Here is a 13,525-nt window from a genome sequence, read left to right as displayed (position 1 = left end):
TTTTCAAAATTGGAGTTTTTGTGAATATTGTTATTATTGGAACTGGTTATGTTGGATTGCCTAGTGGTGTTGGTTTTGCACAATTAGGTCATAATGTAACTTGTGTAGATATTGATGTGGATAAGATAAATATTTTAAGACAAGGTAATATACCTATATTTGAAAATGATTTGGAAATAGCTTTTAGGGAAGTTGTTAATAGTAGGTTATTTTTTACAACCTCTTATTCTTGTATTAATAATGCAGATATAGTAATTTTGGCTGTTGGAACGCCTCAATTGAATAATAGTGGCAGTGTTGATTTGAGATATATCGATGATGCAATTATAGAAATAGCTAAAAATTTATGTAAAGATAAAAATTTAGTTTTAGCTATTAAATCTACTGTTCCAGTAGGTACTAGTGATCAAATAGAGCACAAATTTAATACTTTTAATTTAAATGTAAATATAGTATCTTTACCTGAATTTTTGAGAGAAGGGTATGCTTTAGTAGATTTTTATAATCCAGATAGGGTTATAATAGGAAGTAATTCTGATAAGGCAAGTAAAGTATTAAAAGAATTATATTCTCATATTGATAGCAGTAAAATTTTAATAACTTCTAGAAAGTCAGCTGAACTTATAAAATATGCATCAAATTCTTTTTTAGCAATGAAAATACATTTTATAAATGAAATGGCTGATTTTTGTGAAAAAAGTGGTGCAAATATAAATGAAGTTGCATTGGGTATTGGGTTTGATAGTCGTATAGGTGATAAGTTTTTAAATCCAGGACCAGGATATGGTGGAAGTTGTTTTCCTAAAGATACTTTAGCAATGTTAGAAATGGCTAGAAAATGTAAAGTAGAACTTTCTTTGTTAAAGGCTACCATAGAAGGAAATAATAGAAGAAGATTTAAAATTATAGATAATATTGAATATATATTAAAAAATGTTGAAAATCCAAAAATAGGTATTTTAGGACTTGCTTTTAAAGGTGGTACTGATGATTGTAGGCAAAGTCCAGCGTTAGAAATAACAAAGGAGCTTATTAAGAAATATGAGAATATTAATGTATATGATCCAAAAGCGATGAAGAATGCTAGCAAGATATTAAAGAATAATGTTAATTATTTTAATTCTATATATGAGTGTTCTAACAAATGTGATTTATTGGTAATATTAACTGAATGGGATGAATTTAAGGATATCGATTTTAATTTATTATCTAATAAGATTAAAACTAAAATTATATATGATACTAGAAATATAGTTAATTTAAAATTAGCTGCTGAATATAATTTTAAGATAATAAATATAGGTAAAAGCGGAGATAGCTATGAATATTAATAATATAATAGTTAAAAATGCTGAAGGTGATCCTGATACAAAAGCTACTATTTTAATTAAAAATAAGATTGACTATACTCCAAAAGTATCGGTAATAATCCCGGTATATAACACTGAAAAATATTTAGGAGAGTGTTTAGATAGTGTAATAAACCAAAGCCTAAAAGAAATAGAAATAATATGTGTAGATGATGGCTCAACTGATAATTCACTAGAAATTTTAAAAGAATATGCAGCTAAAGATAATCGTATTACAGTACTTACTCAAGAAAATCTATATGCTGGAGTTGCAAGAAATGCTGGTATGATGGTAGCTAGTGGAGAGTATTATCATTTTTTAGATAGTGACGATTGGGTTAAATGCAATATTTATGAACAATTATTGACTAATATTTTTGAGACTGATATTGTTATTTTTGCTAATGATATTTACGATGATATTACTAAAAAAATAATAGGTAGAACTTACTTGCCTAATTATAGTGTTGATAAAAAAATTAAAAATATTTTTAATATCACAAATCCAAATGCTTGGACTAAGATATTCAATTCGCAATTGATAAATAAATATAAAATTTATTTTCAAGCTTTACAAGTTGTTAATGATTTGGCTTTTACATATATTTGCATCGCCTTGACTAATAAAATTAAATTATTAAATAATTCTTATGTTATATATAGAACAAATCAGTGTTCAAATTTGACTGCTAATAGAGGAGATAAAATTGAATGTTTTGCAAGAGCTATACAATTTTTATATGATAGTCTATGTAAACATAATATTTACAATAAGTACAATCAAAGTTTTTTGGATAGAGTTAATTCATCATTTATATATGAATTAAGTTATTGTAATGATAGTTATGAGGTTATAAAAGCAAAATTAAAATTTATTGTAAATGATAAAATATATAATTTTTTATCTAGTTTACTGAGACCAAAAATTTCTATTATTATATGTGTTTATAATGGTGAAGATTATATTGAACAATGTTTAAAAAGTGTTATTGGGCAAACAATAAGGGATATAGAGATTATATGTGTTAACGATGGTTCTTGCGATTCAACTTTATCTATATTGGAGAAATATTCTTGTATAGATAATAGAATAACTATTATAAATCAAACAAACCAAGGTCTATCTATATCTAGAAATAACGCTTTTCTTGTAGCTAAAGGATTTTATATTCAATATATTGATGCTGATGATTACATTGATAGTTTTGCTTGTGAAAAAATTTTTACTAAAGCTTTTCGTAATAAATTAGATATGTTGATGATAGGTGGTATGAATTTTGATAATAATAACAATATCTCTTGCAATGATTATTATAGTTTTAGATATATACCAAATGATTTTAAAGATATTTTTAACTACAAAGATTGTCGAGAATTTATTACAAAAATAGCTGTATCTTCTTGTCTTACTATATACAATAGAGATTTTTTAGTAAAAAATAAAATATTATGGGTAAATAAAAAAATATGTTTTGAAGATAATTTATTTTTTATAGAATCTTTGTTTAAAGCAAAAAAAATAAGTATTTTAAGAGATAAGATATATTTTAGAAGAGTTCATGATGATTCTATCACTCAAAATTTAGAAAAAAAATTTTTAGATAAAATTATAATAGTTGAATTATTATCCCAAATGTTGCCTAGAATAACAAGTGATGAATTTATAAATATTTATATGTTATTTTATGTTAACATTTTATATGCCAATTATAAGAGTTTTAATGTTCAGTATAAAAAACATTATAAAGAGTATTTAATTAGAGTAATTACAAAAATTATAAATACCTATAAACTACAAGTATCTAGAGAATTAGAGTTGTTTATTAAAGATAATTTTGGTATATATTATCAAGAAATAAATTCTGCAAGATTTGATATTAAAAATTTTGGTTTTCACAATCAAATTGAATTAATAGAGGAAGTGGATTTAATACTACCGATATCAACAAATAAAAGCAATGGTTATAATATAATAGGTAATTGTAATAAAATAATATTTAAGAATAAAGGTATTGGTTATTTAATAATTGAGCTTTTTAATATTGATAATATTGAGGTTATATACAATAAAGTATATTTAAATGGAAAAAATATATTAAAAAATCCAATCAAAGTTAATGCAAATAGTTCTGTAAAAATTAAACAATTTCTTTTAAAGGAAGAAATTTTATTTTTAAATTTAGATTATTATAGTGGTAATGGAAAATTTAATATAAAAATTAGAAACTATAGAACAGCAACTAATAGAATTGAATTATTGGAACATAGTTTTAAATCTACCAATCCAATTTGGTTCACTAATCAAGATGGTATTGGTAGTGTTGTTATAGATAATAATTTAAAAACTAATTTTAAAATTAAAATAGTCGGGGATGGTATTTTAATGTTAAAATTCTTGGGTATTGACAAAAGACTTAATGATATTAGGGTTCCAGTGTATGTATTATATAATTCAATTAAAATCAATGGTACTGAACTTTTACAAAATCCACTATTATCTTGGCATGATGATGCATACATATATAAAATCAGTGTAAAAGATAAACAAATAATTAGTGTTGATATTGATAGAGGACATTACTTATATGATATTAAAGATATTTGCAAAATTGTTCCTAATATTACACATGCTGATTTTTATGATTTCAATTTAGTTATAGAAGAATTAAAATTTAATATTAAAAAGAATTATTCTTATTATTGGTTTTTAATTATGAAACTAATTAAGTTTATTTTTAGGAGTAAAAAATGAATCCAAAAAAGATAGCAAAATTATATATACCTTCAGTTTTATGCTTTAATAGTTATTTGGTAGATAAAAGAGTACCAACAAGACCTTTAGAGAATAGACAAGATAATTTTAAAGATTTATATGATTATGGTGTTATCTTTTGCGATATATTTTATGATGAATTTGAGCATAAAATACACGCTATAGGTGCTCCATTTACACAAAAGAAAGATTTGTTATATAAAAATATAACTTTAAAACATAATATTAATTCAAAAAATATAAGTATAATGAAAATAAATTTTAATTTTTCTTCAGTAAATATATCAACAAAATATTTAGATAGAGCTAGTCATTATGAATTATTATATACTTCTTTTTTTAAACCTAGAGTACTGGAATTTTGTAACTATGGTAGTTTTGTTTATAATAAAATTAATGATATATATAAATGGGGGGGGGGTAGTCAATTATTTAAAAGATAAAAGAGTTATAATTACAATGAGTAAAGACAATAGGCTTACATGGATAAAAGATTTTTGTAATTTTTATAAAATTATACATAAAGCTGATGCTATTGTTATATATGATAATTGTAGTGATGATTATTCTTCTCAAGAATTATTAGAATATTTAGAACAAAATATTGATATGTCGGTTGTGGTTGTTAGATGGCCTGTACCATATGGTCCTGGAAGCTTTAATAAATCTCCTTGGGATTCTGATTATTCTCAATATTGTATGTTTGAGCATGCAAAATATAGTTTTTTAAAATACGCAAAATCAATTTTAAATGTAGATATAGATGAGTTAGTTATTTCTTATAATAATAGATCTATATTTGAAGAAGCTGAATTGTCTAAAGAGCCTATATATTTTGATGGACAATGGGTAGAAAATACCGCTATAAATTGTAATTACTCTTATAAAGATTTGTTATATATAAATATTAATTCTCCTAGAACTGCTACAAAATGGTGTATTTGCCCTAGTAATATAAAAAATATAGATTTGAATGATATTCAATATAGAGTACATGATCATTTAAATTTAAAAACTAAAAAATCTCTTAAAAATAAGTTAAACAATAATTATGAAATTAGACATTTTAAAGGGATTACAAATGGTTGGAAATATTCTTCTAGGTTGTTAAAAAGTAATGAAGAAAATTTAAAAAAATGCAATGTATTGCACAACCTTTATACTAAATTAATGTGGATTTGAGACTCTATGGATAGTTTGTAAAATTTTAATTAGTTTTATACAATCACAAAATTTATTAGATAAAGGATTTAAATATCTAGGATATAAAATAATAACTCCAGCTATTAGTTCGTTGATGCTTAGGTTTCTACTACGGCGAGATAGGATTTTTGGAGTTATGTTTTTATCAATGGTTAGACCCCAGCCAGCATAAAATGGAGCTCCGTAAGTTACCACTACTTTATCACGAATTAATGCATCATATCCTGCTGTTGATGTGATAGTATGAACCTCATCACAAGCTTTTATACAACTATCTATACTAATATCAGTTATAATTTCATCGCAATATTTTAAGATAATTTTCTCATCCTTAAGTCCTTTACGATTACCAGCTACTACATCAGGATGAACTTTATATATTATATAAGCCTCCGGATTTTCAGCTCTAACTTGCTTTATAAGTTTTAAAGTATCATATCCTAAACCACCACATTTGATAGATGCATCATCTTCAACTTGTGCTGGAATTAGTATTGTTTTTTGTTTTCTTTTTGGCAATTCTTGATGTTTTAAGCAATTGTATTTAGAAAATGAATTATCTAAAATTAGTTTTCTAATCTCTTTTGCTTCTTCTATTAACTCATCGCTAAAATTGGTATTTTTTAGGATATATTCTAATCTACTTGGAAGTTGAGGGTCAAAATAAATTCCCATATCATCAACTACTAATGAGTATGCTTTAGTAAGGTTTGAGCCAAGTCCAATTGAGCGTATAAAACCATCTTCTACTATGCTAACATTCTTAAAATACTTTTCGAGTTCGTTTTTATCATACTTTTTACCCCATATAAATGCTTTATCGTTTTCTGTAACCTTATACCGCTTTAAAGTACTTAAAGAGTTCATGAAAATTATTTTATTATCAAATGATTTAAAAAAATGCTTTGTATGAGCTCTTTTCCATAAGGAAAACCCAAAGAAAAATAATCTCCCTGAATTAGCCTTATAAATTTCTCTAAATTGCACTATGGTTTTCATAGTATCAAAAATATCTGAAATATCTTCAGAGTAGGGATTATAATATTTCGTATATAAAAAATACATAGCATAAAATATTTCTTCAATATTTCTTATTTTTATTCTACGCTCACATTTTTGTTTATCTTTTGTAATTCCCCATCCTGCATAAAAAGGTATTCCATAGCACACACATTCACACCCGCAAAGTAAAGCTTCAAACCCCATTGTTGAAGTTTTTGTATAAACCTTTTTAAAGTTTTTAAGTAAAATTATTGGATTATAACTATCGCTTATAATCTCACACTCTTGTGGAATTTCATTTATGTTTATATCGCTTTGTTTTTTGCTATTTAGTGTATCTGGATGAATTTTTACATAAATTTTAGAATTAGGGTTTTCCTTGATTGCGTCTTTAATCATATCAAGTGAATTAATATTATTAGCTAAACCATATTTAAGTGATAGATCATTTGCACTCTGCAAAATCACTAAAACATTATCTTTATTCCCTAATTTAAATTCTTTGTAAGCATTGTTATATTTGCTTATATTATTATCTACTAGATATTTGATAGCTTTTCTTGCTTTTTGTAATTCATCTTCGTTAAACTCGTAAGTATTCAAAATATTTTCTAATCTACTTGGAGTGGTTGCATCATAATAAATCCCAATATCATCAAATACTAGTGAAAAGCTATTTTTATCATTAATGCCAAGCCCTAAAGAGCGAATAAGCCCATCTTCAAGTAAGCAAAATTTAGCATTATTTTTTTTAGCTAAATCCTTGGCTATTTTGCCACTTTCCTTTCTTCCCCAGCCATAATAAACACCATTGCAACTTGCATCACGCCAAGAAAGATTTAAAAAGTTTTTAACATTTTTACGAAGTTTATATTGTTTAAAATATCTAATCAGCATTCTTTACCTAAAATAAAAAGAACTTAGAGTAGTTAAGACCCAATCTATCGTTGGAACATCTCTAAGTTAAAATTATTCTAATATAATTATGTAAACATAAAAGGCAGCTAAATGTATAAGATAGAAGAAGAATTTTATAAAAAAATTGAAGATTTATTTGCAAATTATCAATTCCTTTTAGTAGATGATTTTAAAGACAGAATGATAAAAGCTATAAAAACATTGCACTTTGAATATTTGCTAGGCTCTTGCAAAGAAGCTAAAAAATTATTAGAAAAATATAATAAGGAATATAATTTATTTGAACTTATAATGGTTATTTATAATAAACGCAGGAGAAATCATCAGACCAAATCACTATTATTGCACTGTTTTGAAAACACTTTAAGAAGCACTGTAGCAATAAATTATGCAAACCATTATAATAAAAACGAAGATAATTGGTTTTGTAACATAATTGATATTAATATGGCAAAGAGAATAAATAGGCAATGTAAAGAACTAGATTTAAACAATACAAACACATTTGAGATTTTTGATTGTTTTAGGATGATGGATTTACAAGAGATAATAAATGAAAATTGGAATTTATATTCAATAATTTTTGCTGAATATAAAGAATATAAAAATCAAGAATTGCCACCATATGATAAAAACCATTTATATACAAAAATAGGTCAAATTAGAAAGGTAAGAAACGAAATCTTTCACAATAAACCTACAAAAATTAGATTTCAAAAAGATTTAGAAATATTAATGCTTAGAATGGAATTTAACTTAAAAGATGCTATAAACATTGGTAATATAGCAGATGGCATTAGTTTGCAATATAAATATACCCCTTAAAAAGGGGTAAAATTATTTTTTACTTTCTTTTAGTGCAATGTGTAATTCATTTAGCTGTGCATAAGCAACTTTGCTTGGTGCGTCAGTCATTAGGCATTGCGCTCTTTGAGTTTTAGGGAATGCTATTACATCTCTAATTGAGCTAGATTTTGTAACTAGCATTAATAATCTATCAAGCCCTATTGCAAATCCACCATGACTAGGTGCTCCGTAGCTTAATGCGTCTAGTAAAAAGCCAAATTTTTCTTTTTGTTCATCTTCGCTAATTCCAAGTAATTTAAATACTTTTTGTTGAATATCGCTTCTATGAATCCTTATACTTCCACCACCAAGCTCAACTCCGTTTAATACTATATCATAAGCAATAGAATTTATCTCATCAATTGGTGCATCGATATTTTTTGGCATTGTGAATGGATGATGCATTGCCGAATAGCTTCCATCATCATTTTGCTCAAACATAGGAAAGTCAACAACCCATAAAAACTCAAATTTATTTTCATCAATAATCTTTAATTCATTCGCTAAGAATAATCTAAATCTTCCCATATAATCTAAAACGGTTTTTTTAGCACCAACGCCGAAGAATACTACATCTCCTACACTAAAATCTGCTTTTTCTTTTAAGAAATTTATAAGCTCAGCTCCATCATCATCAAAAAATTTAGTTAATGGTCCTTTTGGTCCATCTTCTTTCATTTGAATAAACGCTAGACCTTTAGCACCAAATTTTCTAACATATTCTTCAAATCCTTGCATTTGGCGTTTTGAAAAAATATTATCTCCATTTTTAACAATAATTGCTTTTACACGATTTTTCTTAGTATCTTTTGCAGGTTCGCTAAAAATAGCGTTATTTGACTTTGTAAAAATGTGTGCAACATCAATCATTGGCATATCAAATCTTAAATCAGGTTTATCACTTCCATAAAGTTCCATTGCTTCATTATAGGTCATTCTTTTTACATTTTGTGGCATTGCAATACCAACACTTGCAAATGTTTCTCTTAAGAAAGTTTCAGCATTTTGCATAACCATTTCTTGGTCGCAAAAACTCATCTCAACATCTATTTGAGTAAATTCAGGTTGTCTATCAGCTCTTAAATCTTCATCTCTAAAGCATTTTGCAATTTGAAAGTATTTATCAAACCCAGCAACCATTAAAAGTTGTTTGAATAATTGTGGGCTTTGTGGTAACGCATAAAATTCGCCTTCATGCACACGAGATGGAACTAAATAATCTCTTGCACCTTCAGGTGTAGCTTTTGTTAAAATCGGAGTTTCAACCTCCATAAAGCCTAATTTTGTTAAAGCATTTCTAGCTGCTGTTGTAATGATTGAACGCTTTTTAAAATTATCTAATAATTTAGGATTTCTAAGACTTAAAAATCTATATTTTAGTCTTAATTCTTCATTAACATTTAAATCATTTATATCAAAAGGTAGCGCTTTTGCACTATTAATTAGTTCAATTTCGCTACATACTATTTCAATTTCTCCGGTTTTTAGTCTTGGATTTACTAAACCTTCGCCTCTAGCTCTAATCTTACCTTTAGCACTTATTACATACTCATCTCTTAAGCTGCTTGCTATTTCGTGAGCATTTTTGTTTATTTCAGGGTCACATACTAATTGAATAATACCTTCTTTATCTCTTAAATCTAAAAATACAACTCCACCATGGTCGCGGTAGCTATTTACAAATCCAGCTACAACTACTTCTTCATCAATGTTTTTAATGCTAAGCTCAGTGCTATAATGTGTTCTCAATTTCTTTCCTTAACATGAATTTTTATTAAATTAATTGATTTTTACTCAAAAATTGTAAATTTATAATAAAAAGAATAAGAAAAGATTATGAAAAATAAAGAAATTAAAAAAATAATTATATTTTGCAAATTAGGTTTAGAAGATAGTTTGGAATTAAATAATATAAAAAATTATCTTAATAGTAAAAATATTGAATATTTAATATATATAAATGATAGAAAAAATGAAATAGAATTTGATTTAGAAAATGTGGGATTATTAATATCCTTAGGTGGAGATGGAAATATAATTTCAGCTTGTAGATATCTAGCAAATTCTAATATTCCTGTATTTGGAGTAAATGCCGGTAATTTAGGCTTTTTAACGGAGTTTAAAACTACAGAATTTGAAACCGGTATGAATGAGTTTTTAAATGGTTCATATAAACTTGAGCGACCATTTTTACTAAGTGTTCAAATAAAGCTAAATAATGGTAAAATCTTACAAAAATATGCTTTTAATGACGCAGTATTTAATAGAGCAAATCATTTATTATTAGCGGATATAAAAACGAGTTTTAAAGGAGATATTTTTAATAACTATAATGCCGATGGGCTTATAATCTCCACTCCTTCAGGCTCAACCGCTTATAATCTTAGTGCAGGCGGCTCGATTATTTATCCATTAAGCCGTGTTTTTATGCTAACTCCAATTTGTTCTCATTCACTAACTCAAAGACCAATAGTATTACCTAAAAGTTTTTTTATTGATGTTATGAGTGCAAATTGCACTTTAAGTATAGATGGTCAAGAAGTATTTAATAAAGATGAATTTAAAAGCGTTAGAATAGGGCTTAGTAATGTAAGAGCAAATATTATTAGGCGTAAAAATAGCTCTTATTTTAGGGTTTTAAATGAAAAGCTTAATTGGGGAGAAGTAAGATGATAGAAAGATTATATTTTACAAATAATATAACTTTTGATGAACTTAACTTAGAATTTAAAAATGGTCTTATAGTTTTTACAGGTTCTAGTGGAGCTGGAAAATCAGTAATTTTTAAAAGTATATTAGCAGCTTTTGGAATTTTTGAAAGCAGTGCAAGTCTTTTAGAAATTAGCATAGATGATAAGATAAATGATGAAAGTATAGAAAATTCTAATCCCAATGTTTTTAGGGTTAAAAAGGATAAAGTTACTAGATATTTTATAAACAATCAAGCAGTTTCAAAAAAGATTATGAGTGAGCTAAATGCTAGTAATATTCGCTATTTATCGGCTAAAAATTATGATGATTTTGAGCCAAATTATTTATTAAAAATGCTAGATTTAATCATAATTAAAAAAGAGCAAAATTATGAAAATACTTTAAATGAATATAAAAATAATTTTAAAAAATTAGATGAATTAGAAAAAGAATACAAAAAATTATGTGAAGATGAAAATAAAATCAATGATTTAAAAGAATTATTAAGCTTAGAAATTAAAAAAATTAAAGATATAAATCCAAAAATAGGCGAATATGAAAAATTATTAGATATTAAAACCAAGCTTTCAAAAAGAGATAAAATAGAACAAGCTTTAAGAAAATCAGAAGGCATTTTTGCCTATGAGAGCAGTGTTTTAGAACTTTTAAGATTAGCTAATATTGATAGTGAATTTTTTGTAAGTGCTATGAATGAATTAAATGATATTTATAATGATTTAAATAATGATAGTAGTGAGTTAGATATTGAAGAGATTTTAAATAGATTAGAAAAGCTTCATTATCTAGTAAAGCGTTATGGAAGCGTTGAAGATGCGTTAAATATACTCAAAGATAAAGAAAAAGAATTAAATATTTATGAAAATATTGATTACGAAAAAGACAATATTGAAAAAAAGCTTAAAACTCTAAAAAATAAGCTTATAAGCGATGCGAAAGCTATATCAAAAATAAGATTAATTTACCTTAATGAACTTGAGTGTAAAATTAATGATTATCTAAATTTGTTATACTTAGACAAAATTGCTCTTAGGTTAGTGGAATTTGAACTAGGAATTAACGGCATAGATAGATTTGAAATCAGTTTAAATAAAGCAGGTTTTAAAGAGATTAGCTCGGGCGAGTTAAATAGATTAAGACTTGCATTTTTGGCTAGTTTTGCTGATTTTATTGATTATGCGAATGGTTATATATTTTTAGATGAGATAGATGCTAATTTAAGCGGAAAAGAGGCTATTAGTATTGCAAATGTAATTAGTAAATTAAGTAAGCATTATCAAATATTTGTAATAACTCATATGCCTTGGATTTGTGCAAAAGCAAATCAGCATTTTTTAGTAAGTAAAGAAAACAATAAAAGCTTTGCAAGAGAGCTTAGAAAAGATGAAGTAGCAAATGAACTTGCAAGAATGATTAGTGATGAGAATATCAGCCAATCAGCCTTAGATTTTGCAAAAACCATATTAGAAGGAAAAGAATGAAATTACTATTAGTAGATGACAATAAGATGTTAGCTAAAGCAATAGCAAAAAAAGTTAGTGGCGCATTAAATTGCGAATTTGATGTAGCTTATGATTTTGCAGAGGCTAAAGAGTTGCTAGATAATAATCAGTATTTTGCTGCATTACTTGATTTATGTTTGCCTGATGCTATGCATGGTCAAGTTGTTGATTATGCTCTATCTAAGAAAATTCCAAGTATTATTCTAACTGGACTTGATGATGACGCTACAAGAAAAAGTTTTATGGATAAAGACATTGTTGATTATGTGCTAAAAGAAGGTAGCGAATGTGTTGATTATATAATAGATATTATTGAACGCTTACAAAGAAACGAAAATACGAAAATTATAGTGGCTGAAGATTCAATGGCTATGAGAAATATTATTAAAAATATTTTGCAAGCTTACAAATTCCAAGTTTTCCCAGCAGCTCACGGAGCTGAAGCATTAGGATATTTAGAACAACACCCTGATGTAAAACTTATTTTAACAGACAAAGAAATGCCAGCAGTTTCTGGTGAAGAGCTTATAAAAGAAGTTAGAAAATCTTATAATAAAAATCAATTAGGAATAATAGTTTTAACAGCTCACGGAAGTGATGATGTTGGTGCTAGAATGCTAAAAACCGGAGCAAATGATTTTATTCAAAAGCCATTTTCAAGAGAGAATATTATTTGTAGGATTAATAATAGTATAGATTTAATTTATTATTCAGAACAACTAAAAGAAAGTGCTGAAAAGGACTTTTTAACAAAATTAAATAATAGAAAAAGCTTTTTTGAGGCTAGCAAAGAATATTATTCAAAAATCAATGATGATGTTGATTTTGCTGTATTAATGATAGATATAGATAAATTTAAAAACATTAACGATACACTAGGTCATGCTGCAGGAGATAGCGTTATTGTTCAATGTGGTCAAACTCTACTTGAACAAGTTAAGGGCGGGGATATGGTTGCTAGATTTGGTGGCGAAGAATTTTGTTTATTAATTAAAAATATTAAGAAAGAAGACGCTATTAAAATGGCAGTGAAAATTAGAAGTGCAATTAAATCAACTCCTGCTATGTATCTTGATAAACCAATTAATTTCACAGCTTCAATAGGAGTTGCAGTAGGCTCTAAAAAATCAGAAATAGAAGAAATGATTAAAAAAGCTGATGAAGCTTTATACGACGCTAAAAGAAATGGTCGTGATAGAGTTGAAGTTTATGAAGGCGAATAA

10 protein-coding genes are annotated in these 13,525 nt (G+C 26.3%); 8 read left to right on the top strand and 2 right to left on the bottom strand.

Features of this window, described 5'->3' with window-relative positions; all coding sequences use genetic code 11:
- The 4 genes from AVBRAN9334_RS07780 to AVBRAN9334_RS07765 all read left to right on the top strand — a co-directional run.
- A partial coding sequence (locus tag AVBRAN9334_RS07780) for a UDP-glucose dehydrogenase family protein (RefSeq protein ID WP_336607470.1) occupies positions 1-1,331 on the top strand: 1,331 nt, incomplete at its 5' end.
- A complete protein-coding gene (locus AVBRAN9334_RS07775; protein ID WP_336607469.1) occupies positions 1,321-4,101 on the top strand; it encodes a glycosyltransferase family 2 protein in 2,781 nt (926 codons plus the stop codon). The genes AVBRAN9334_RS07780 and AVBRAN9334_RS07775, both read left to right, overlap by 11 nt.
- The gene (locus AVBRAN9334_RS07770; protein WP_336607468.1) at positions 4,098-4,565 is read left to right on the top strand and encodes a hypothetical protein; all 468 of its coding nucleotides are present in this window, start codon (positions 4,098-4,100) and stop codon (positions 4,563-4,565) included. Before AVBRAN9334_RS07775 ends, AVBRAN9334_RS07770 begins: the two co-directional genes overlap by 4 nt.
- A gap of 16 nt (positions 4,566-4,581) precedes the next feature.
- Positions 4,582-5,304: a hypothetical protein gene (locus tag AVBRAN9334_RS07765; protein ID WP_336607467.1), complete on the top strand. Its 723-nt coding sequence runs from the start codon at positions 4,582-4,584 to the stop codon at positions 5,302-5,304.
- Here the strand turns inward: AVBRAN9334_RS07765 and AVBRAN9334_RS07760 are convergent.
- Positions 5,290-7,224 carry a capsular polysaccharide biosynthesis protein gene (locus tag AVBRAN9334_RS07760; protein WP_336607466.1) on the bottom strand — a complete coding sequence of 645 codons (1,935 nt, stop codon included), beginning with the start codon at positions 7,222-7,224 and terminating at the stop codon, positions 5,290-5,292. The two genes, AVBRAN9334_RS07765 and AVBRAN9334_RS07760, sit on opposite strands and share 15 nt — an antisense overlap.
- 111 nt (positions 7,225-7,335) lie before the next feature.
- On the opposite strand from AVBRAN9334_RS07760, the gene AVBRAN9334_RS07755 reads away from it, so the two are divergent.
- The gene (locus AVBRAN9334_RS07755; protein WP_214117975.1) at positions 7,336-8,070 is read left to right on the top strand and encodes a hypothetical protein; all 735 of its coding nucleotides are present in this window, start codon (positions 7,336-7,338) and stop codon (positions 8,068-8,070) included.
- A 12-nt stretch (positions 8,071-8,082) separates the two neighbouring features.
- Here the strand turns inward: AVBRAN9334_RS07755 and aspS are convergent, their stop codons facing one another.
- The gene (gene aspS / locus AVBRAN9334_RS07750; RefSeq protein WP_336607465.1) at positions 8,083-9,840 is read right to left on the bottom strand and encodes an aspartate--tRNA ligase; all 1,758 of its coding nucleotides are present in this window, start codon (positions 9,838-9,840) and stop codon (positions 8,083-8,085) included.
- Positions 9,841-9,927: 87 nt separating this feature from the next.
- Here aspS and AVBRAN9334_RS07745 point away from each other — a divergent pair, with 87 nt between their 5' ends.
- Genes AVBRAN9334_RS07745 through AVBRAN9334_RS07735 form a run of 3 tightly spaced genes read left to right on the top strand, consistent with a single transcriptional unit; the run spans position 9,928 to position 13,525 of the window.
- Positions 9,928-10,764 carry an NAD(+)/NADH kinase gene (locus AVBRAN9334_RS07745; protein WP_336607464.1) on the top strand — a complete coding sequence of 279 codons (837 nt, stop codon included), beginning with the start codon at positions 9,928-9,930 and terminating at the stop codon, positions 10,762-10,764.
- Entirely contained in the window at positions 10,761-12,281 is a 1,521-nt protein-coding gene (locus AVBRAN9334_RS07740; RefSeq protein ID WP_336607463.1) for an AAA family ATPase, read from the top strand. The genes AVBRAN9334_RS07745 and AVBRAN9334_RS07740 overlap by 4 nt, the downstream gene beginning before the upstream one ends.
- On the top strand, positions 12,278-13,525 hold the full coding sequence (locus tag AVBRAN9334_RS07735; RefSeq protein WP_214117982.1) for a GGDEF domain-containing response regulator: 1,248 nt from the start codon (positions 12,278-12,280) through the stop codon (positions 13,523-13,525). The genes AVBRAN9334_RS07740 and AVBRAN9334_RS07735 overlap by 4 nt, the downstream gene beginning before the upstream one ends.

This window comes from Campylobacter sp. RM9334 (assembly GCF_020138145.1).
Lineage (GTDB): Bacteria > Campylobacterota > Campylobacteria > Campylobacterales > Campylobacteraceae > Campylobacter_E.
The sequence above is the reverse complement of the archived record's forward strand: the minus strand, read 5'-3'. Positions and strand labels throughout refer to the sequence as shown.